This is a genomic window from Flavobacterium sp. 1 (assembly GCF_002797935.1).
GTDB lineage: Bacteria > Bacteroidota > Bacteroidia > Flavobacteriales > Flavobacteriaceae > Flavobacterium.
In genome coordinates this window covers 2,875,725-2,899,525 of sequence record NZ_PGER01000001.1, presented here as the reverse complement: position 1 = coordinate 2,899,525, position 23,801 = coordinate 2,875,725, and the positions used below count along the sequence as shown (strand labels likewise).

Annotated in this window: 12 protein-coding genes; 9 read left to right on the top strand and 3 right to left on the bottom strand. The window is 32.8% G+C overall.

Annotated elements, in window-relative coordinates; all coding sequences use genetic code 11:
* Positions 1 to 7: 7 nt before the first annotated feature.
* The 5 genes from CLU83_RS11580 to CLU83_RS11560 all read left to right on the top strand — a co-directional run bounded on the left by CLU83_RS11580 (position 8) and on the right by CLU83_RS11560 (position 10,696).
* Positions 8 to 1,990 carry a RagB/SusD family nutrient uptake outer membrane protein gene (locus tag CLU83_RS11580; RefSeq protein ID WP_100431761.1) on the top strand — a complete coding sequence of 661 codons (1,983 nt, stop codon included), beginning with the start codon at positions 8 to 10 and terminating at the stop codon, positions 1,988 to 1,990.
* Between the two features lie 430 nt (positions 1,991 to 2,420).
* A complete protein-coding gene (locus CLU83_RS11575) occupies positions 2,421 to 6,308 on the top strand; it encodes a glycosyl hydrolase (RefSeq protein ID WP_100431760.1) in 3,888 nt (1,295 codons plus the stop codon).
* A gap of 131 nt (positions 6,309 to 6,439) precedes the next feature.
* A complete protein-coding gene (locus CLU83_RS11570; RefSeq protein WP_100431759.1) occupies positions 6,440 to 7,297 on the top strand; it encodes a family 16 glycosylhydrolase in 858 nt (285 codons plus the stop codon).
* On the top strand, positions 7,294 to 8,418 hold the full coding sequence (locus CLU83_RS11565) for a glycoside hydrolase family 43 protein (RefSeq protein ID WP_100431758.1): 1,125 nt from the start codon (positions 7,294 to 7,296) through the stop codon (positions 8,416 to 8,418). Before CLU83_RS11570 ends, CLU83_RS11565 begins: the two co-directional genes overlap by 4 nt.
* Positions 8,419 to 8,674: 256 nt before the next feature.
* Positions 8,675 to 10,696, top strand: coding sequence for a DUF2264 domain-containing protein (locus CLU83_RS11560; protein ID WP_100431757.1), 2,022 nt, complete (start codon positions 8,675 to 8,677; stop codon positions 10,694 to 10,696).
* A 130-nt stretch (positions 10,697 to 10,826) separates the two neighbouring features.
* On the opposite strand, the gene CLU83_RS11555 is transcribed toward CLU83_RS11560, so the two are convergent.
* The 3 genes from CLU83_RS11555 to CLU83_RS11540 all read right to left on the bottom strand — a co-directional run bounded on the left by CLU83_RS11555 (position 10,827) and on the right by CLU83_RS11540 (position 19,015).
* Positions 10,827 to 13,517: a beta-1,3-glucanase family protein gene (locus CLU83_RS11555; protein WP_100431756.1), complete on the bottom strand. Its 2,691-nt coding sequence runs from the start codon at positions 13,515 to 13,517 to the stop codon at positions 10,827 to 10,829.
* A gap of 263 nt (positions 13,518 to 13,780) precedes the next feature.
* The gene (locus tag CLU83_RS11545) at positions 13,781 to 15,661 is read right to left on the bottom strand and encodes a glycosyl hydrolase family 8 (RefSeq protein ID WP_100431754.1); all 1,881 of its coding nucleotides are present in this window, start codon (positions 15,659 to 15,661) and stop codon (positions 13,781 to 13,783) included.
* Positions 15,662 to 16,084: 423 nt separating this feature from the next.
* Positions 16,085 to 19,015: a triple tyrosine motif-containing protein gene (locus tag CLU83_RS11540; RefSeq protein WP_100431753.1), complete on the bottom strand. Its 2,931-nt coding sequence runs from the start codon at positions 19,013 to 19,015 to the stop codon at positions 16,085 to 16,087.
* Between the two features lie 587 nt (positions 19,016 to 19,602).
* Here CLU83_RS11540 and CLU83_RS11535 point away from each other — a divergent pair.
* From CLU83_RS11535 to CLU83_RS11525, 4 genes are all read left to right on the top strand, one after another.
* A complete protein-coding gene (locus CLU83_RS11535; protein WP_100431752.1) occupies positions 19,603 to 20,271 on the top strand; it encodes a response regulator in 669 nt (222 codons plus the stop codon).
* A gap of 371 nt (positions 20,272 to 20,642) precedes the next feature.
* On the top strand, positions 20,643 to 21,260 hold the full coding sequence (locus CLU83_RS11530; protein ID WP_157802084.1) for a Crp/Fnr family transcriptional regulator: 618 nt from the start codon (positions 20,643 to 20,645) through the stop codon (positions 21,258 to 21,260).
* Positions 21,261 to 21,755: 495 nt separating this feature from the next.
* Positions 21,756 to 21,926: a hypothetical protein gene (locus tag CLU83_RS22110; protein ID WP_157802083.1), complete on the top strand. Its 171-nt coding sequence runs from the start codon at positions 21,756 to 21,758 to the stop codon at positions 21,924 to 21,926.
* Between the two features lie 145 nt (positions 21,927 to 22,071).
* Positions 22,072 to 22,728 carry a response regulator transcription factor gene (locus CLU83_RS11525; protein ID WP_100431750.1) on the top strand — a complete coding sequence of 219 codons (657 nt, stop codon included), beginning with the start codon at positions 22,072 to 22,074 and terminating at the stop codon, positions 22,726 to 22,728.
* Positions 22,729 to 23,801: the final 1,073 nt, after the last annotated feature.

Here is a 23,801-nt window from a genome sequence, read left to right as displayed (position 1 = left end):
TACAACAATGAAAAGATATATAAAAAATAAAATCTCAATACTTGCACCTTTAGTAGCAGTGGCTGCTCTTTTGGTTTCTTGTTCAAAGGATTTTTTGGAACCGGATCCGCTTTCGTTTTACGAACCAGAAACTACATTTACTACCGAATCTGGATTGCAGGCAGTTTTAGCAATTGCTGATAAAGGACTGCGTAATAATTATATTCATTATAATGCTGCCGGTAATAGTGTGCCGATAGGTACGGAATATGTTTTCTCTGATATGGCAAAATATGGAAAAACGGATAATAGCAGCACTATTTCTGATTTTGCTAACACTATAGTTCCTACCGGAAGCTTTAAAACAGCAACAAATGACGATTTTTACCTAGGATTTTACTGGGATGAAGGCTACACTGGCATTAAATATGCGAATACTGTATTGACATACATTGATAATGTAACAAGTTTAACTGAAGAAGTTAAACGTAAATATATTGGTCAGGCTTATTTTCATAGAGCATACCGTTATCTTAATCTAGTCTATCAATTTGGAGATATTCCGTTAATTACTAAAATTTTGGAGGTTCCGAAGCAGAGTTATTATTCGACCAAAAAAGAAGCGATCATCGAAATGATTACAGCCGATATGGAGAAGGCTGTAGAATGGGTGCCAGAGCAGTCAAAACTACCTTATCTAGGTGTGGTGAACAAAGGCGCATGCCGTCAGTTATTGATTAAGTGTTATTTAGCATCCGGCAGATTTGCAGAAGCAGAAGCACAGGCCAATATTCTTATTAATCAATCGGGATATTCTTTAATGCAAAGCAATTTTGGAACTTTTGATCCAGGAGGAAATCCAACAACATGGACTATTAGCAGAAATGTGATCTGGGATTTACACAGGCCTGAAAATAAGGTTATTGCTGGTAATAAAGAAGCTATCATGGTAATGCCAAACGGAGGAGTACAATCTTTTTTAGGATTTGCCTCTATGAGAATTTTTGGTCCAAACTGGAATTCCGGTACGCTTACTACGCCTGATGGTAAACAGGCAGCAGGCCGTTTTGCCTCAAACAATGCTAATTACCAAGCTAAATATGATTATGCAAGAGCACTGGGACGTGGTATTGCTACTATTAGTGCTTCCTATTATTCACAGCATCCTATGTGGGTCGTAAACGGTATTGAGGATAAGCAAGATCTTAGACATAACAGTACTGTTGGTAACTGGGTGAATATGGTAGATCTTAAATACAGTGATAAGACTTCTGCGTACTACCAGCAAAATTTTAGAATGAAAAATGGTACCACTCTGTTGTCAAAAGATACTCTTCGTGAGTGGTTTGATTTTCCGTTGTATAAAATCTATCTGCATGATGTTGTAAATGAAACAAATCCAAATGCAACTGATTTTCAGGGAGCTAGTACGGGAAGCAAAGCGCATTGGTACTTATATCGTTTAGCTGAAACTTATCTGTTAAGAGCAGAAGCACGTTTCTATCAAGGTAATACTGCTGGCGCAGCTCAGGATGTGAATGTTATAAGAGCTAGAGCTGGAGCCGCACAAATGTATACCCAAGTAACTATTGGTGATATTTGTGCAGAAAGAGGAAGAGAACTTTATCTGGAAGAATGGAGGAATGTGGAGCTAAAACGTATCTCGCACTGTCTCGCCCTTAGCGGAAAACCAGATGAGTGGGGTCAGACATACAGTAAAACGGATTGGGATAAACAATCTGGAATAGGTTCATCTGGAGGCAGTTATTGGTATCAGCGTATTGTGCATTATACACTTTACAACAAATATCCAGCTGGTATTGTTGTTCCAAATGGTACTAAGTTTTATACCATGGACAAACGCAATAATTACTGGCCTATTCCAAACAGCGCTATAACGGCTAATATTAAAGGGCAGCTAAGCCAGAACTTTGGTTATGACGGTTACAATGCAAACGTAAAAGTCTGGGATAAATGGCAGGATGCCGTTGCAGATGAAACCAAACTTTAATCAGCTGTTTAATTATAAAAATATCTAAACTGCAGTAATTGGAATTGTTTTCTTTTACTGCAGTTGATTTATCCTGGAAAGATTTCTAAACTAAAAAAACTCTCTTAGATAGTAGTTTTTATAAATGTTGACTGCTAAAGCATTATCCCAGATTATAAGGGATAATGCTGGCAGTCATTATATAATCCGCATGAATAAATATATTGTGACTGTATAATTTAAAAGAAGAATTACAGATTCAACAATGTATAATGATAACTATAAATTTCAATAAAATTTTGCCTGTTAATAATAGCGAAAAGAATAATCTGATTCTGTTTTAATCTCATAAACAGAAGTCTTGAAGTTTTCTTGAGCAAATAATTTTGTCGGTTACCAATGAAAGCATTAAACAAAAATTTTAAAATAATTTTTAAAACAAATATTTCATATGAAAAAATTATACACATTTTTATTATTCTGGTTATCGGTTTTTGTATTCAATATACATGCACAAGCTCCTAATCTGCCTGTAAAAGCAAGTTTAGCCACAACATTAAATGGTTCTAAGACTTTTACAAGTGCTGTGAATTCAGATATTATATCATTTCCATTATCTAATCAAACCGAGTTTACTTTAGAAGTAAAAGCCAAAGTTAATGCGGCGACTGGCAGAGGATTAGATGTTGAGGTTAAAAACACAAGCGGACTCGGATTTAGAACATCTTTAGATAAAACTACTTTTAATAATACAACAATCTTGTCATTGCCAGATAATTTAAGTACTTCAGCAGATAATGCTCAGGAACAAACTTATAGGTATGCAATAAAAGACGGAGTTGCCAATATTTATCAGGACGGACATTATTTAACTTCGAAAACGCTTGATCTTTTGAATGATAATTCAGGAGCAGCAATAGCATACGGCACTGATAATCTACTAGGAAGATGGGCAGGAGTTACAGGGAATAATTCTGGAAAACCTAATGATTATGGCTGGGCTAATACTTCTGCAAGCCTTCCTTGGAATACTGCTAATTCAACCAGTGGTGTTAGATATCTGGATGTAACTTCGGGACATACATTTGAATCAGATAACACAGTTTACAGCGGAAGATTAATGTACATTCGCTGGGACAACGCAAGTTATTCAACCTCAACATATAGTTATCCAGTTAAATTGGAACAAGGCTTGAGATATGAATTTTCATGGATTTACGAATACATTTCTAATGCTGCTCCAGGCGCCAAATTGAATGTAGCGATTTCGTCAGGTGCTGATGGATCAGGAGTTATAACTTCTAAATCATTTACAACCGGTAATGCCAACAAATTAAGAAAAGGGGATTTATCTTTTGTTTCGAATTTTACGGGTAATTACTATGTGACAATTACGGGTGATTATGGGCTTATGGCGATTGCCGATTTAAAATTGAAATCTTCAAATTTAATTAATAGCTGGGACGGATTTTTTAATGATAATGCAGGAACTCCAGCTGCTTATGGATGGACTAATGTTGCTTCTCCATCTATTTTTAATACAGCAAACAGTACTAGCGGCGCACGATTTATGGATGTAACTTCCGGTCATACATTTGAATCAGATAATTCAGTTTACAGCGGAAGACTACTGTATATCAGATGGGATAGTACTACACTTCAAAATTCGGTTTATTCTTTTCCGGTGCTGCTAGAAGCCTCAAAAGGGTATCAGTTTTCATGGATATATGAATACATTTCGAATTTAAGTCCGGGTTCTCAAATGAGTGTATCCGTTTCCACAGCAGCAAATGGTGGAGGGACAGTTATGGCATCTAAAAGTTTTGTAACAGGAGCTGCTAATAAATTAAGAATAGGAGATTTGTCATTTCAATCGCAGACTGCAGGTACTTACTATATTAATGTAACTGGAGCCCAAGCACTTTTTGGAATAAGTGATTTAAAGGTTCAGGGACAACAAACAGCAAGTATCGTTATTGGTAAAAATTATGCAGCTGGTGCTGTTGACATGGCAATTACTTCGGTTACTTTTGAGAATGCGGCTTACGCGCCAGAGAAAGTTATTAGTCCTTCACTGCAAACCCTAGATATTACGGCCAACACAAGCGTTGTGGCTTATACAAAATCAAAAGTAGTTTTAAATGGGTCGGCATCTTTATATCTAAAAAACGGATATAATCCTTTAATCAATTCAACCGTAAATTTAAATTCAGCAGATAACCGTTTGTATTTTGAAAATATTAAACCGAGTGCAGTTATCAGTTCGCAGCTACAGTATGTTTCGGTAAACGGTGTTTTAGCAGGCAATGGTACTAATGTGAGTGTCACAAATTATGGTTCAGGTTCTGTTGTGGCTTCTTATTCTGCCAATTACCAACCTTTACAAGTTTTTACTGAAGAAAATTATGGAGGAACATCTCAGCAATATGTTACGGTGATGCCATTTGATAATTTAGGATCTTTTGATAATGCGGTCAAATCATTTAAATTAAAAAAAGGTTACATGGCAACTTTTGCAACAAGCGCAGATGGATCAGGATACAGCAGAGTTTATATCGCAGAAAACGAAGATCTTGAAGTTCCGATTTTACCCATTAATTTAAAAGGAACAATTTCATTTGTAAGAACAATGAAATGGCATCAAGTCACTAAAAAAGGACTTGCCGGCGGGAGTACAGAAGCTATAAATGCAACAAATATCACCTGGTATTACAATTGGAATACAGGAATGGATACTACTCCAAACGTAGAATATGTTCCGATAAGACAAACTCAATATTGGCCTTCATTTACACCTGCATATACTAAAGATGGGTATACACATTTATTAGGATTTAATGAACCAGACCGTCCTGATCAATCAAATATGACAGTTGAGGCGGCGATAAGTTCTTGGCCAAGTCTTCTAAAGTCTGGTTTAAGAGTGGGTTCTCCTGCGACGTCAGATCCTTTTAATCCATGGATGGCTAATTTTATGACTAAGGCAGAGGCTAATAATTATCGAGTTGATTATGTTGCGTTGCACTGTTACTGGTATAAAACTGCAGCGCAATGGAAAAGTGATTTACAGAACATATATGATAAATACCATAGACCAATTTGGATTACAGAATGGAATATTGGTGCAAACTGGACAGCTAATAATTTTCCGGATGATGTTAATAAGCTTACTGATGCGAATGCAACTAAACACAAAAATGATTTGGCGGCGATATTAACTGTTCTGGAAAGTGCCGATTATGTAGAGCGCTATTCGATATACAATTGGGTACAAGATGCCAGAGCAATGTATGTTACTATAAATGATGCGTTTAAAACAAGAAATCCAAACTGGCAGAGTTATGTTTGGCTTCAAACAGCGCCAGTAATTTCCAGCACAGCAACTGATTATACGGTTTTAACTCCGGCGGGACAATATTATGCTAAAAATGCATCGGCGAAAGCCTATAATTCAGCTAAGGAATACATTCCTGTGTGGAAAACAAAAGTGGAAACTTTGAGTTATGCCCTTTCATCAGATTATAAAAATATTACAGTAAAATGGACAGGAACAAATCAGGAGTTAGTAAATAAATATGTTCTTGAAAGAAAGCTAAGCGGTGAAAGCGCATTTTCAGTTTTTTATGAATCAACGAATTACAATATTCTTGAAAAAAATGATCTGGTTCGTACACATGCCGAGTATAGAATCAAAGTTGTTGGTAAAGATAATGTTGAGTCAGCATATTCAGCAATATTGGTTTATGATCAGCCTGTCATTCCAGCGATTCCAACAAACTTTCTGGGTGAGGCATTATCAGCATCAGCAATCAATTTAAAATGGTCGCTTGCAGCAGGAGCAGAATCTTATAAAATTAAAAGATCAACAGCTATAGATGGTACTTACGAAATTTTAGCAGCTTATGTAAAAGACAGCATTTTTGGCGACACAAATTTAGCATCAAATACAGATTACTTCTATAAAATTGCATCAGAGAATGCTGGAGGAGAAAGTCAGTATTCTGCTGCTTTACAGGTTAAAACATTATCACAGGCAATTCAAAGTAGATTAACTGATAAAAAATCAAATACTTTGCTGAATACATTGGAAGAAGAATCTGTTGATGCAATTAGTGCGTTTCCAAATCCTACGACAGGTCAATTCGATATTATTTTGCCAACGAATGAGGATTTAGTTACAATTGCAATTTATACTTTGGATGGTAAATTAATTTCAACATCGAATTATTTAAGTGAAAGTGGTAAAGTTCATTTGAATATTGAAAATCAGCCTCTGGGAATTTATCTGGTAAAGATTCAATCGCATCCAGATAAAATACTCCAAATTATTAAAAAATAACGAATTGCAGATGAAAGAGAATATTATTGGTTTTTTACTTTGGTAATGATGAGGGATCTTTCGGGATCCCTTATTTAAATATTGCAGTCTTAGAATTGCTCATAATTATTTTGATTTAAAATACATTTAAAATGAGATTTATTGGTAAGTTTTTGGTATTAGGAATTGTCCTGACGCTAATTTTTAGTTTTGTCAAGCACAAACAAAGACCTTCAGAACCTGAAGATTATAAGTTAGTCTGGACAGATGAATTTAATATAAATGGCCCTCCAAATAAAAAGAATTGGAATTATGAGGAAGGCTTTGTCAGAAACAATGAAAATCAATGGTATCAAAAGGAAAATGCCTATTGCCAAAACGGATTTCTTGTAATCGAAGCCAAAACAGAAAGCAAAATAAACCCTGATTTTGTTTCTTATAATCATAAAGACTGGCGCAAAAACCGCGATTCCATAAAAGTGACTTCTTCTTGTTTAATAACTCACGGAAAACATTCCTGGCAATATGGCCGATTTGAAATGAAAGCTAAAATTCCTGTAGCTAAAGGAATGTGGCCGGCATTCTGGACATTGGGAGTTCAAGGCAATTGGCCGGCAAACGGCGAGATTGATATTATGGAATATTATACAGGGAAAATATTAGCCAATGCGGCATGGAAATCAAATACAGGAACTACGGCATGGGATAGTAAAACAGTTCCATTAACTGATTTTAAAAAAGACTGGGCTGATGAATTTCATATTTGGAGAATGGATTGGGATGCCCATTCGATTAAGCTGTATGTAGATAATCAATTGATAAATGAGACTAATGTTGATGAAACAATTCAAAATGCAAATCAAAAAATACTTCCATTTCAGCAGCCTCATTATTTATTAGTAAATCTGGCGGTAGGGGGAATTAATGGAGGAGATTTTACAGCGGCTAGTTTTCCATCAAAATACATGATAGATTATATCAGGGTTTATCAAAAAAATAAAGTAAAATGAGATTAATATGTTCGATAGTTTTAAGTTTGGTATGTTCTTTCGTTTTCAGTCAGAGCAATTTTTTCAATCCAGGAAAACAATGGAAAGATACTAATGGTGTGCATATTAATGCCCATGGAGGCGGTATGCTTTTTGTTGACGGAGCATATTATTGGTATGGAGAATATAAGACTTCAGGACGTGGAGGAAATACCTCTTTGAAAGGAATCAGCTGTTATTCTTCAAAAGATTTATACAACTGGAAAAACGAGGGTATTGTTCTAAAGGTTGAACAAGATCATAATTCTGAGATAACAAAAGGATGTGTTATGGAGCGTCCAAAAGTTGTTTTTAATAAAAAAACGGGTAAATATATCATGTGGTTTCATCTAGAACTGAAAGGACAAGGTTATGATGCCGCAAGAGCAGCCGTTGCAATAAGTGACACTCCTAATGGACCTTTTAAATTCAAAAAATCATATCGTCCCAATAAAGGTGTTTGGCCAATTAATTTTGATGATAAATTCAAATCAGCGTCAAGTGATGAGAGTGCATTAAAGTCATGGACTCCAGAATGGCGAGAAGCAATCAAAAACGGTATGTTTATCCGCAGAGATTTCGATAAGGGACAAATGTCTAGAGACATGACTGTTTATGTTGATGATAATGACAAGGCATATCTTATACATGCATCAGAAGATAATTTGACGCTTCATATTTCGGAGCTTATCGATGATTATTTAGATTTTACAGAAAAATGGACAAGAGTTGCCCCTGCAGACCATAATGAAGCACCAGCCGTTTTTAAAAAAGGAGGGGTGTATTATATGATAACTTCTGGATGTACCGGCTGGGATCCTAATGAGGCACGCTCGTTTAAATCTAAATCCATTTGGGGACCATGGGAATCTCTGGGAAATCCATGCATTGGAAAAGATGCTTCGCTGACATTTCATTCGCAAAGCACTTATATTTTATCTGTAGAAGGAAAAAAAGACCAGTTTATTTTTATGGCCGATAGATGGAAACCTGATAATCCTATAGATGGCAGTTATATTTGGTTACCAATAACGATTACAGATGAGAAACCAATTCTGAAATGGTTTGATAAATGGAGTCTATTAGACTTTAAAGAAAATTAATAAACCTAAAAGTAGGATCTAAATGTTAGCAAATTAGCATCTGCACACAAACGAAGTTATTAAATGGTGTCATGATTTTAAAACAGAAATTATAAGATATAATCATATATTTGAAAAGCGTATTTTTTACACTTGTGTATTATGGTTTAATTTTATTGAAGCTTTTTTCGCCTGAATTAGATAAAAAAGTAATTAAGATTTCATAAGCAAGGAAAAACAAATTGTAAATGCTTAATAATTACAAAAATATTTCAAAATGAATGAATTAAAAAAAATGCTGTTTTTAGCCAGTATTTTCAGCGCATCTTTATTTGCACAGCAAAAAGAAAATACTGCAGCTATTTTTCAGATAAAAAATCCTAATTACAGTCTCAGTCCTTATACGGGAATGACAAAACAGCATTGGAAAGATGCCGCACTTTATTTGTTGGAAGGTGCTTTTAGTTATGTCCATACTCTTGATGATCCAATGAAGTTCCCAAAACAGCCGGGAAAAAGTTATCCTCAAGATGAAAGTAAAGTGCCTACAGAGAAATTAGAAGGTTTGAGCAGGACTTTATTTATTGCCTCTCCACTTCTGAAGGAAAATCCTAATTTAGTAATTAATAAAATCAAGGTAGCAGAGTATTACAGGCATCAATTCAGTAAATTAATCGATCCTAATAGTCCTTCTTATATTGTTCCCCGAGCCAAAAATGGAGGCCCGAGCCAGAATTTGGTAGAATATGGAGCTATAGCAATATCGATGCTGACTAATCCTGAGGTGCTTTGGAAACCGCTGTCTCAAGATCAAAAAGATGCATTGGCCAAATCCATGCTGAGTTATGGTGATGGTCCTACGGTACCATCTAATTGGAAGTTTTTTAACATTTTTGTATTGAGTTTTTTCAAAGATCAGGGGTATCCCGTTAATGAAAAATTGTTAGAGGAATATCTGCAAAAATCTTTAAACGATTATAGAGGCGATGGCTGGTACAACGATAATCCAGCCTATGATTATTACAGTATGTGGGGCTATCAATTGTATGGAGCTTTATGGTCCGAATATTTTGGAAATAAATATTATCCGGAATATGCCTCAAAGTTTAGAAGTAATTTTAAAGATCTCAATTCCAATTATCCTTTAATGTTTAGCCGTAACGGAGAGATGATTATGTTTGGGCGCAGTATTAGTTACAGGATTGCCACCATTGCTGCTTTTCCTTTTATGGGATTAGAAAAGGATGCTAATGTTAATAATGGCTGGTTACGAAGAATTTCATCTGGAGTTTTGAAACAATTTTTAGAACACCCGGAATTTATGAAAGACAATGTGCCCACACTTGGTTTTTACGGAGCATTTGAGCCCGCCGTTCAAGTGTATAGCTGCAGGGGAAGCGTATATTGGATGGGAAAAGCTTTTCTGGGACTATTATTGCCAGATGATAATCCTTTTTGGACAGCTAAAGAGAATGAAGGAGACTGGGAAACCAAATTCAAAACAGATCAGGTTTATAATAATTTTCAAGAAGGTTCTAAGATATTAATTACTGATTATCCAGCTATTGGAGCTTCGGAGATAAGAGCGTGGTGCCATGAAAAGAAAAAAGACGATTGGCAAGGATTCCGATCAACAGAAAATTACAACCGCCTGTCTTATAATAGCACTTTTCCTTGGCAGGCAGATGGCGCGAACGGGGAAGTTGCTATGAATTATGTTTTTAAAAATGAAAAACAGGAATGGGAACCTCTGCGATTATTTACGTTCAAAAAGTTTGAAGACGGTGTTTATTACCGTGATGCCGTTTTGGAAACTAATGAACAAGTTAAAATGAATTTGGCAGATATTCCTTTGCCAAACGGAGTTTTAAGAATAGATAAAAACATTAGCACAGTTTCAGTTACTATGCGGTTAGGACATTATGCTTTGCCACAAATTGGCAAAGAAATTACAACGGTAACAAGAAAAATAGAAGGTAAAGAGGTGACTATTATTGATAATGGAAAATACCAATTGGCTATGATTCCGCTTTTAGGCTGGGATACGACAGAAGTGGTTACTGCCAAAGGCCTGCACCCGGAAAGCGAAGCCAGTAAAGTAATTGATGTTGCTGCTACTTTTAATCCAGATAATAAGGAATCTAATATTTATGCAACGCTTATGCTCTGGAAAAAATCTGGTGAGAAATGGAATAAAAAGGACTTAGTCCCTGTAAAAAGTCTCGAACAAAAGAATGGAATTGTTATAGTTAATCTTAATAATGGGATAAAGAAGCTAGTTGATTTTAATAAAAATTAAAAACTTCTTAAAGGAGGGATTTTTTTTAATAGTTACTAGTTATTAGGTATTCAATGGGGCAACAAAAAGTAAAAAGCCTCAAACAATTCCAATTTCAGTAGAATGTTCAAGGCTTTTATTTAATTCGAAATTATTTTTTTATAAATCGCTTTACTATTTTTGTGCCTTCTTTGTCCAGAACAACAAAATAAATTCCAGCTTTTAGTTGGGAAACATCAAGGCTATTACTACTGATTTTTTGTTTAGAAACTAAAGCTCCTTGTGAATCAATAATGTTAGCATAAGTTCCTGTTATATCTATTGAAAACAAAAGAGTGGTCTCTACCGGATTTGGATAAACAGTAAATACTGTGTCTTCCGGAATTGAAGTTTTACTTATAGAAGTAACTTCTGCTTTTAATTCAGTAGTCGAAGTTCCTTTTGCTGTTCCTGATTTAGTAATTTTAATCCAGTTGATATTCACTCCAGTATTTTGAATAAAGATTCCAAAATTATAAGTACCCGCTGTAATAGTCACGGTTTGCGAAACTGTCTGCCAATTTTGCCAGCCTCCAGTATTTGGAATATCCACATTTCCTAAAACTATTGTACCTCCATTCAAATCAGAAGATATTTTAGCACCAGTTACCGCACTTGCTACTCTGTATTCTATTAAATAAGAACCTGTTGTTGGAAAATTGATATTATTATATGCCATCCAATCTCCTGTTTCGGTATATCCTATATTCAAACCTCCTCCTGTATCTGTAGTAGTTTCGGTTTGGATTCCGCTCATAGCCGAATAACTTTCGGCTTGAATTAAAGTTGAAACAGGGGTAGTGGTAACAAGAATTAATTTCCATTGTCCACAAGTCTGGTTTACATTTTCCCATTGTTGCACATTGGCTCCGTTAACGGTACTCGCTCCTGAAACTTCAACCAATTTACCACTGTGCCTAGCTATTATTTTATAATAACCATCCCCAGTTGAAACTAATACAAATTGTTGATTTGGAGTTCCTGCATAAGTATATTGCTCAATATTAGCGCCATTACTTTTGTCAAATGATTTTACATCAAGTGATAAACCACTATGTTTTGCAATAATTTTATAAAGGCCATCTCCTAGATCAGTAAAAATGAATTTTTGATTGTCTCCACTATTAGGGAGACCTTGGGCAATATTAGCATTATTGGCAGTGTTTAGCCCAGTAACCTCCATATTGAAACCACTATTTTTGTTTTGCAGATAGTAGGTGTTTCCTAAATTAATTGTTCCATTTGCAAGAATACGAATCGAACTCACATTATCATTCCAAGTCGAATTTAGGCAAGTATTGTCAGAATTGATGACTGTTGCACTACCTCCAAAATTATCATCTTGGTATAAAATTGCTTGAAACCCTTGAGCGACTTTAAGAGATGAAATGTCATTATCTTGGATGCCTAATGTTTTTAAACGCGCCAAGTTGTAATCACCAATCGTTAGTCCTCCTGAAAAACCAATATAATTACAATCTTTATACACCGTAATCACATCGGTTGAAGCGGGTATTGAAGGAACAGTTCCTGCATATCCTCCAAAACTGGCGATTACCTTAGTTGGTTGCGTTGTATGAAGCGATGGTGACTGATCAGCTACATCATCATAGGCAAATCCGTAAGCCAAATTATCAACACTAATTCCAGGCAGATGCCAAAATTTTGAATAATGATTGGTTGGATTTGTTTGATAGAATTGTGAAGCATTGTACCAGTTTTGTTGCCCAGGATTTGTAGTGGTAACATTTACCATGTGTCTGTTAATTGCAGCTGTTAATTGAGCTTGAATGACAAGATCCAAATCTCCATCAACCAATCTTCTGTCCAAAACGCCTTTTCCTTCAAGAGCCTCTTGTGTAGAAGGTCTGTATTGAACTCGACCAGTGCGTCCAACAAAACCGCCAGATTGACCAACCATTTCCAGTTGTTCTCCTATTATTCTTCCTTTGAAAACACCGGCATCACCGGCATAAAATATTAAATCTTCATTTTTATATTTGTTCCAAATGGCATCAATGTATGGTTTTAAATAATTAGCCTGTGCTCCAACAGTTGTTCCGCCGGTCCCATCTGCAAAAGCTGGAGTTTTTGATGGAGCAGTAATTTCGCCTGTTGTATTATTTACACAACCTTGAAATTCAGCTGGTACATTGGCTTTGAAAGCAGCAATTATATCTTCATGCTTTTTTAATTCACCTACACGTTTTTGATAACCATTGGCACCGAATAATTCAAGACCCATTGGATATTTATAGGAATCCACTCTTGAAGGATTGCCGAAAAAACCATATTGGTTATTTGTTAGTTCAATAATTTCATATAAAATTCCTTGATTGGGATCGGTTGCATTTAATGGATTTGGCGAAGTGTATCCTGAAGGGGCTCCACTGGCACCAAAAAAATAAAAGTACAATTGTTGCCCTTTGGCGATAAATACTCTACAGCCCGCAATAGTTGGTAATGTAAAGGTCTTGTTTGGAATATCACTCAACTTTGTAAAACAATTGGCGTATTTTGAATTCTGTCCTGGCCCTGTATTCCCGCCAATGGTAGGTCCTGTAATTGTATTGTATGAAGCGCTCATCGGCAATACTTGACTTGTTTTGGCATTTACCCAAACGTGTTGGCCATTTGTATAATCAATACCAACAATTGCTACATATAGTTCGTTATCATTAAATGTAGAAGTGTTATCTATTGTAAATGGAATAGAACCTTGGCTATAGGTCAAACTAGTAAATAATATGAGAAGTAATGTTTTTAAAGAGGCAGCAAAGCCTCGAAATTTATTTTTTTTCATAATTTTATTTATAATGATCCAAATTTGGTTGAACCGTAGGTTAAGTTTTTTTTATTTGAAGCTAATTATAAAAAAACAAGGGTATTTCCTTTATTTGGCAGTTGCTTTAAAAGAACTTGTTTTGCTCTTCCCCGAATTTTTAAATGGATTTTATTCTATCTTTAATTCAAAGCAATTATTCAGGTTCTATTTCTTTTCTAAAACACAGCAATTTATAATTATTGAAAATAGTCTCCTGTTTTTTATAGACATTGAGACTAAATTTATTTTTGGATAACTAATTTTTGAGAATCAATAGTACCATTTTTGATCATTTTTACGATATAAATACCTGCTTTCAAGTGGTTTAAGTCTAAGTTGGCTCTTTCAGCTATAACAAATGATTTTTGCCAAACAATTGTACCTGCTAAATCAAACACTTTTACAGTGGTATTTTCACTTACATCCAGTGATGCTATTCCAGAAGTTGGATTCGGAAACAATTTTCCAACTATACTTTCTGAGTTCTCAGTTTTAAGAGTACTTTTACTGACAAGAGTATTTACACTATCAAAAAACCACTTTTGATTATCACCGCCGCCATAAGACCATTGTTGTATATTTGATCCATCATTGCTTCCAGCAGCATCCATCGATTTTCCGCTTCCTCTATTAATTAGTTTGTAAGAACCATCTCCTGTAGCTTCGATTTTCCATTGTTGGTATGCATGGTTCGTATAATCCCATTGTTGTATATTGCCTCCATCAGCGTTGGAATAAGCACTAACCTCAAGACACTTTCCGCTGTTATTATTTATTAATTTCCAGTACCCATCACCAATACTTTCCGCTTTCCATTTTTGATTTTCACCACCACCGTAACTCCATTGTTGCACATTTGCTCCATTGTTTTTTGAAACATCAGTAACATCAACACTTTTTCCGCTTTGTTTCCCAATAATCTTATAAACCGTTCCATTAATAATTGTACTGCTTGGCGGATTGATAACAGGGCCGTCTGGCAAATAAAAGTTTCCGCTTAATAGAAATAAATAAAGTGTTTTCAGTGTTTGATTGTAGTAGGAGTACGGTTCGTTTATGGCTACTAAGTCAGAATACGAATTATTTAAATGCGTCTGGTTATCACCTCCCATAGCAGCTGCTGCAAAAGCCCCAACAAAGGTTGAATTATGATATTGACTTGATTTTGAACCATTCTGGTTATATCCGTCTACGATATTTTGTGAACCGCCTAAGTTTATTCTAACAAATTCGGATGATTTTTTTGAATAATTTTTGGCTTCAGTATTGCCATACCAAACATAATCAACAGCTATTCTCCAAGGAGTGCGTGCGGCATCATAAGAATATTTGGTTCCTCCATTTGCATAACCACTAGCTTGGCTGGAATAAGCCCCGGAAGCAGTACACCAGTCTGAAACTAATCCTCCAGCAGCTCCGTTGACAGACAGATTATTATTGATTATTTGATAACATTTTGCAGCTACATCATTCCAAAAAGAATCATTAGTGAAAGATGCAAATTTTCTAAAATAAGCTGGAGCAAAATAAGATGGATTTGTAATTGAACTGCCTCCAAATTCTCCAGGTTTAAGAACAAATGTTCCCTGTTCCACTTCATTAATTTTAATGGCATTAATTAATGTTTTTGCATCAGTACTATAATTTATTGAACCCATGGAACCCCATTGGTAATCTGCTATTATAAGAGCCATGGCCGCATCAACTTCTGAATCTGCAGCACCTCCAGTACCTGCAGCTCCACCATTGCATCCGTTAATTTTCCAATTCATTAGACCAGCTGCATCTCTGTTATCTTTATAGTAGTTCCAAAGACCATCAAAAATCGATCTCTCACCACTATAAACCGTAAGAAGCATTCCGTAGGCTATTCCTTCAGATACTGTTTTGCTTGAATCATCAAACTTTACTCTATATCGACCATTCGCGCATTGTTCTAAAAAGTTTGTCTTCCATATATTATAATTGTTAATAGCATCTTGACTATTTCTATTACTTGGCATAAGTCCTTGTGAATAAGTCTTGTTAGCAGGAAAAGGTTGTGTCTGTGCATTGGTAGTTAAACTATTTGCAACAAACAGAATTAAGAGTATAATTTTAATATTTGTATTAAATTTTCGCATAATTATATTTATTTTTTTGAATGTATTTAAATTAAAAAGACAGCTAAATGAATCCTTTTTTTATGTTATTATTTTGTCATTTCTAGTAATTATTTGATAAGTATTATAGTGATTGTAGTAAATTATGCATTTACAATGCGTGTAAATTCGTAATAAGTTAGTTACAATTAATTGCGCTTTTGCAATAATCAAGTTCAAGATTTCTTTTTTGTTTCATAATTTTTGTTTTTTAAATTAGATGATAGACCCTATTTATAATCACTAACAGTTTTGTTAATAATCGACAATATTAGCATCCAAAGTATATAAAACTCAAATTTTGAACTACGGTTTGATTACGGTGAATAAGTAAATTAGGGTTAAATTTTGTAAATCACGTATATTCACGTATAAGATTTTACGTGGTAATTACTGAATTTTTAATTAATAATTAATTAAAAATTCAGTAATATTGGATTCTGATGAAAGTTGTAATTTTTTGCGAATGCGATATCGGGTATCTTCAACGCCTCTAATAGAAATACCTAAAAGTGGTGCAATTTCTTTGGTATTGAAATTCATTCGCAAGTAGGCGCACAAGCGCATATCACGGGGTGTCAATTCAGGGTAACTTGTTTTCAAACGATGTATAAAATTACTATGGAGTTGATTAAAAATTTCTTCAAATTCATTCCATTGTTGATCACCTTGCAGTTCGTGTTCTATTATTCGGTTTATTTTTGTTAATATATTAAAATTAGTATTCGAATCATTTTCTTTATCAATTTGGCTTATGAGTTCTTTTATAGATAATAAAATTTTATTTAAATGGATGAGATTTACAGTATTTGAAGCAACCTTAGCATTCTTAAGATTAATTGTTGCTTCCAAATTTTTACAGATTATAGCCATATTTTTGTGCTCTAACGCTAATTTTTGTTCATTTGCTTTGGCACGATGTAATAAAAGTTCTTTTTTTTGATTGATTATTAATTGTTCGCGTTCACGAGTTCCAAGATATTGCTGATATTTTATAATGGTATATATCATTGTTCCAAAAAGTAATAAATACAATAAGTAGGACCATTTTGTTCGGTACCAAGGAGGCAAGATTTCAAATTTAAAAATAGTTTCGTTACTGACATTGTCGTATATATTCTTTGCTCTTACATGAAAAACATATTCATTTTCAGATAAGTTTGTGTATTCTTTTTCTGTTTGTAGACTCCAATCAGACCATTTTGGCTCAAAACCTTCCAGCCAATATTGATATTTTGTGCCATCTATATCATCATAAGATAATAATGAAAATGAAAATTTTATTGCATTATTTGAAAAGGGTAATTTTGGATAAATTGCTTTATTAGATGATTTTGTATTTATAGAGGGTGCATCTAATCTGCTTGAAAACAACAAGCTGTCTTTGGGAAAAATACATTTAACTTCAGAAATAATTGACTTAAATTTTGACTGATAGCTCTTTTTTATTGAAGGATCATAATGCATTAAGCCCTCTTGGGTTCCAAAAAAAACATCTCCGTTTTTGGTAGTTTGTATGTTTTCGAAGCCGGGAATCTGAAAATATCTTAATTTCTTGAACGGTAACTCTTCGACATCATAAGCACCATTGTTTTTTTTAATAATTTTTCCCGTATTATCTCCTGAAACATACCAAATGTTATTTTGGTCATCTGATTTTAATAAACGAATATGATTTTGGGTTCCTAAATATTTTTTGAAGAAAGATTCGGGAATCATTTTTTTTGAAAAAGAGTCTTGCTTATAAACTCCTTTTGTTGTGCCAAATAGTATTTGATTATTAATTTTGAAAGTATTTAAGAAGATACTGGATGGAAAGCCATTTTTTTTGTCATAAAACTGAACTCTAGCTACACTTTCAAGCTTTTTGCTGAGCTTTATTTTATAAATTCCTTTATATCCATGTGCGATCCAAATGTTTTCATCCTTATCTATTTCAATTACACGGCAGTTTTCACCAAACCCTTTAATTTTATTTTGATATACCCAAGAATGATTTGTTTTTTTTAATAAATACAAACCTGAATACCCTCCAACAAGCAATAAGTCTGGATGATTTGGTAAAAGCGTCCCTTTCCAAAACCCATCATTTTTAGCTAATAGTTTTGCAGTATTCCCATTTATTTCAAATATTCCATTATTTTCAAATGCTAAAAGAACATCGTCGAAAAGACCTAGATTCCATACATTTTCAGACATACCAGAGATGTTTTGAAAATGAACATTTTCGTCTTTTCTGTTTTTATAAGCTTCCCAGTCTAAGCAAAAAACTCCATTGTCGGTTGCTATATAAAGTTTGTTTTTATAAATTTGACTACTGTGTATTTTAGATTCAAAATTAGTGGTATCAAATATTCTTGAGAAAGGAGAAGAAATCTGAATAAGATCAATACCTTCTTTTAATGTAACCCACAGATTATTTTCTTTATCTATTTTAAGATTCGTAACATAATCATTCTGTAACCCTTTTTGCTTGTTAATATGCTGAATTAGATTTCCATCATAGTCAATAATTACCAATCCTTTTTGACGTGTTCCAATTGCATAATATCCGCCCGATATTTTGATGCAGACAGAAATTTGACCTTGTTTTAATAAATGATCTGCTTCAGTTTTGAAAGGCTTTAATTGATTGTTTTTATAGATGTATAGTCCTTTTTTTTGTGTCAGTAGTATTAAATCATTATTGATTTCAAAGATTTTTCTGATTTTCATTTCGGCAAACTTTAAACCTGCAGGCATTAGTTCAAGAGCGTCATTTTTTAGTATAAACAGTCCCTTCTTATTATCGGAAACATATATATTTTTATTATCTTCGAAAAAGTCATTAAAATTAGTTTCAGAATATAAAACTATGATTTTGTTGTTTTTATAGATAAATATTTTTTCTCTCGAAAAAAAAACAACTTCATTATCCCGAATAATTGTATGTATTACTTCTCCGAAATTTCTTGAATTTTTTGGAATTAATTTCATCAAAGAGTTATATAAATATTGACCATTTGATTGCTGTACAGCATAACCTAACTCTCCTTGTGCTCCAATATAAATTTTATTGTTTTTATCAATTGCCAGAGAGCGAACCATACTTTTATTTTTAGGCTGCGCCACTATGTCCCATCTTGTTCCATCAAATTGCAATAAGCCAAAATGATTAGCAAAAAGCATCATTCCATTAGAGTTTTGTATGGCATCACAATTCTCAGAGGCAGCCTTGTATGTTTTTGGACTATAATTTGTTATAAAAGGAATTCCAATTTTTTTGATTTGAGCATTAAATGTGTAGGTAACAAATAAAGCTAATAGAATTAGAATTCTAATAGTAAATCTTGTCATTTCGTGATTTTTTGTAGGTTGTTTTTTTACGATTTTGTGAGGTGTAATTTTAAAACAACTCTTTGGGAAAGTTATTTTAAGTAAGATTAATCAGTGTGTAAATTTGAATATATTAACTACAAATGTAAGTAAGTATTGTAATATTTAATAGTATTGTCTTGATTGCTTATGTCTTAGTTGAAATATAAAAATTTTGAGATTTTTTAAAAGTTGGATGCATTACAAGTTATAGAAACCAATTTCGTCATTTATAATGCAGCGTACAAAAAGGCTAACCGAATAGCTCTCATTTGTAATGTTTTACCTTACAGCCTTTTGTTTACTTTATCAAAATAATGTCAGTCGGCGTGCTTTTTCGTGTGTAGCTAAAAAGCATCCCTTATTTTGATATAAAGCGCAACTATTATTTTATGCCTATTTTTTTTTAAATCGATTGCGAATTTGCCCCCTTAATTTTACTGATTTATCCCTATTCATACTTCCTTACTTAATATTACTTTGCAACTATTATAATAATTGAATATCAGTATAGTAGTTGGAAATAACTTGTTTTTTTAATTTAGTAACAATAAACCACTTTATAAAGTATGAATTATGAAATTTTGATTGTTGATGATCTTCCAATAATTGTAGACGGCTATATTAATCTATTATCAGAAACTGATTTTCAAAAAAGAAAGCCAAATTTTATAAAGAGCCATAATTGTGAAGACGCCTACAACAAAATATTTTTAAATCTAAAACAACAAGTAAAGATTAATTTAGCTTTATTAGATATTAGTCTTCCTTCCTATAAAGAGTTTAATATTAATGATGGTGTAGATTTGGCTTTACTCATTAGAGAAAAGTTTACAGATTGTAAAATAATAATTCTTACAATGCATAGTGAACCCTTAACCGTAGATAGAATCATAAAAAAAATTAAACCTGAAGGATTTTTTTCTAAAAATGATATAACCTCTGAATCATTCCTTTCTATTTCCAAAAAAATAATAGATGGGAATATATACCAAAGTAAAGCAATCATAGAATCACAAAGAGATATATTTAAAAAAAATATAAATTGGGATATTTATGACAATGAGATATTAATCTTAATTTCTAAAGGAGTTAAAACTACTGATCTCCCAAACTACATTCCTCTTTCCATGAGTGCTATAGAAAAAAGAAAAGCTAACATAAAAGATCAGCTTTTAGAAAGCAAAGGCAGTGATAAAGACTTGGTTAGTAAAGCTAAAATAATAGGACTGCTGTGAATTCAAGCTGCTTGAAACATCAAGAGTCAAATAAGAAAGAAATAATAGATTTAGATTTTGTCAAAAAAGCAAATAAAAATACAGGTTTTCTTTGTTTTATATTGTTAAAAAATTAATTGTACCAATGAGTTAAATTAACTAGTTACAAAAAAATCTAGCTTAACTTTTTTTCTACTTTTTGTTTACAAATTCAGAGTAGGAAATACAGTATTTACAAGAGTTGTAAGTATTGGAATAGAGATAGTTGCATTTTATTTATTTTGAACTATATTCTTTGGGTTTTGTTTTTCTTTATCCTGAACAATTATATTTGCCTAATAAAAATGCCCCAAATAAACCAATAGATTTTTTTTAATCGGATTATGAATAATTTGAATTTACAGCCTTGCCATAGTACTCCCGAAGAAGCCGCTACACTTTTATACGTTCTCAATAGTGTTTATCCTATCAGTGAGGGTTCTCAAAAATTCCTTACCGAAAATAGTTACCCGATAAAGTTAAGAAAAGGTAAAAAATTGCATAAATCAGGTGAGATTTGCGATATGATTTATTTTGTGAATAAAGGGGCAATTCGAGGTTACGTGAAAGATTGTAATAGGGAAATTACCACTTGGATTACAGTCGAAAATGAGTTGGTGGCGTCTATTTATAGTTTTATATTTCAAATACCAAGTGAAGAAAATATGGAAGCAATCGAAGATTCGGATCTTTTAGGGATGAAATATTCAGACTTACAATATTTGTACGATATTGAGCCGGAATTTAATATAACAGCACGACGGTTTTACGAAGTACACTATGCTCAGGCTGAAATCAGAGCTTTAGTGGGACGACTAAGTAAAGCTGAAATCAAGTATGAATATTTTTTAAAAACATATAAACACCTTTCTAACCGAATTCCGTTAAAATACATTGCCTCCTTTTTGGGCATTAATCTTGAAACGTTAAGCCGTGTTCGTAGCCAAATTCGTAACACATCTGAAAAATAAAGTTTGACAATTATCAAATAAATCACATTCCTTTTTTTTCATTTTTTTTAAATCATTAAAAATAAGATTTTTATCGATTTTTTAATAATTTAATTTCACTTCTGCTCTTTAGTTCATATCTATAATCAAGTTACGTTTAGGTGTATTGTCTTCTTTTGCTTATTAATTTGTAGGTTTTTAAATTTGTTTTGTAGGTAAATTCTTGATACATCTGAAAAATAAAGTTTGACATTTGTCAAATAATTATTCCTCGTTTTTTTAAAACTTTCTGTTTGTTTTGTTTAAATGTTTATAAATGAGTTATTTGTGAATTTGTTTTTAACATCCGAAATTTTGTGATTCTTCTTAGGGTGTATTTGCATTGCTAAACTGTTAAAATTTTAACGATACTTTTGTCGTATAAAATCCAATTATTATAGCCCCAAAATAATAGTTTTATGAGAAAACTTTACACTTTACTACTTTTTTTTATTTGCCATTCAGATTCAGGCTGGAGTGGCAGATTCAGCCCTAGATGCTTTTATTACTATCTGGAAAACCGATAATACTGGTTCTTTCAATAGTGTTTCAATTACTATTCCAACACAAGAATGGGATACAAACCTGTATGTCAGCAATGTTATTGACGTGAGCTACATGTTTTATACTGCAATAAGTTTTAATTAATGTGACCAAAATAGATTGGAATGTTTCTTATAACAACCAGTTGGCATGCGAGCAAAAATGCAGTCTAAGCGATGAAAAAGATCTTAACTGTTATTCCACTTTTTATTAGTTTTTCTATTATTAACAATAAAACACTTTATAAAGTATGAATTATGAAATTTTGATTGGAGATAATCTTCCAATAATTGTTGACGGTTATATTAATCTGTTATCAAAGAATGTTTTTCAAGAAAACAAACCGAATTTTATAAAAAGCCATAATTGTGAAGATGCCTACAACAAAATAAAACGGCAAGTAAATATAAATTTAGCTTTATTAGATGCTAGTCTCCCAGCTTATAAAGATTATAATCTTAATAATGGTGTAGATTTGGCTCTATTAATTAAAGAAAAGTTTACAGATTGTAAAATAATAATTATTACAATGAAAAGTGAACCTTTAACCTTAGATAGAATCATAAAAAAAATTAAACCTGAAGGACTCTTTTCTAAAAATGATATAACCTCTGAATCATTCCCATCTATTTTCAAAAAAATTACCGATGGGAGTATATATCAAAGTAAAAGAGTCATAGAATCCCAAAGAGAATTATTTAAAAAAAATATAAATTGGGATATTTATGATAACGAGATATTAGTCTTAATTTCTCAGGGAGTTAAAACTATTAATCTCCCAAACTACATTCCTCTTTCTATGAGTGCTATAGAAAAAAGAAAAGCTAACATAAAAGATCAACTTTTAGAGGGAAAAGGCAGCGATAAGGATCTAGTTAGTAAAGCTAAAAAAATAGGATTGTTGTAAATTCAAGTTGCTTGAAACATTAAGCCGGATGAAATAATGATTTAAAAAAAACGGCAGCAATATTTTATTCCTGGAATTTTGAAACTAAACAACTCTGTACTCAAAGTGTAGCCGTTTGTTTTATGAAAGACTAAAATCCCTCTTTTCATTTCAGTCGAGAATGAAATTAGAATCTTTAAAATTTTTTAAAATTGAACTCACATTTTACTTTGGTGCATATTCGATATGTATAAGAGCATGATCTGAACTTACAATTTCTTTTAAGATCTCTATTCTTTCTGTGCTTCACATATTTTGTATCAAAACTGCCCGAAAGTGCTTTTAAATACCTTCCTTCAAAACTTTAAATTGATACTTGGTAACCCAAACAACATGACATGTTAATCGACTTATAGTATGCGAACCTTTTCTTAAATCTGTACTCATAAGATTAAGATAAAGATTTTTTCGTATCACTAAAGTTCTGCAATAAAATACAGGGTTTTAAGTCCAAACTGAGACCAACAAAACTATCCTATAACTATAAAATTAAAAGTAGATAATAAGTTATATCATCACTAAAAATGAGTGCAATACACAAGTAATGAATAAAAAGCAGCCATTCAGTACTCAATTTCTAAAAAAAAATATTAACAATCTGTGATTTAGTTTGATAAAAATGAACTATGTATGAACATTGGTTGATTTGTAATTTCCTACTCATTGTGCTATAGGTCTGTTTTTTTGCCCGGCTTGGCAGGGATTAACCTCTAAATAATTGTTTAGATGAGTTTGTCATTCTGAGAATTACATATTAGGAGATTATATTTTTTATTTCGATTGAATTATTAGAGGCAACTTATATGTCCTAGATATAAGTCCGTAATTTTTATCAAAAAAGTCCGTAATCTTTAGAAAAATATTACTGTTATTTTCGCTCAAAATCGTTTGTTGTTAAAATCAATACAAGGTATATAATATCATTTAGAAATATAAAATAGTTTTTTTGTTTTTTATCGCCCCAACCCTCTCCAAAGCAGAGGGAGATAAAAAATTGGATTATTTTATATTTCTAAATGGTATAATATCAAATT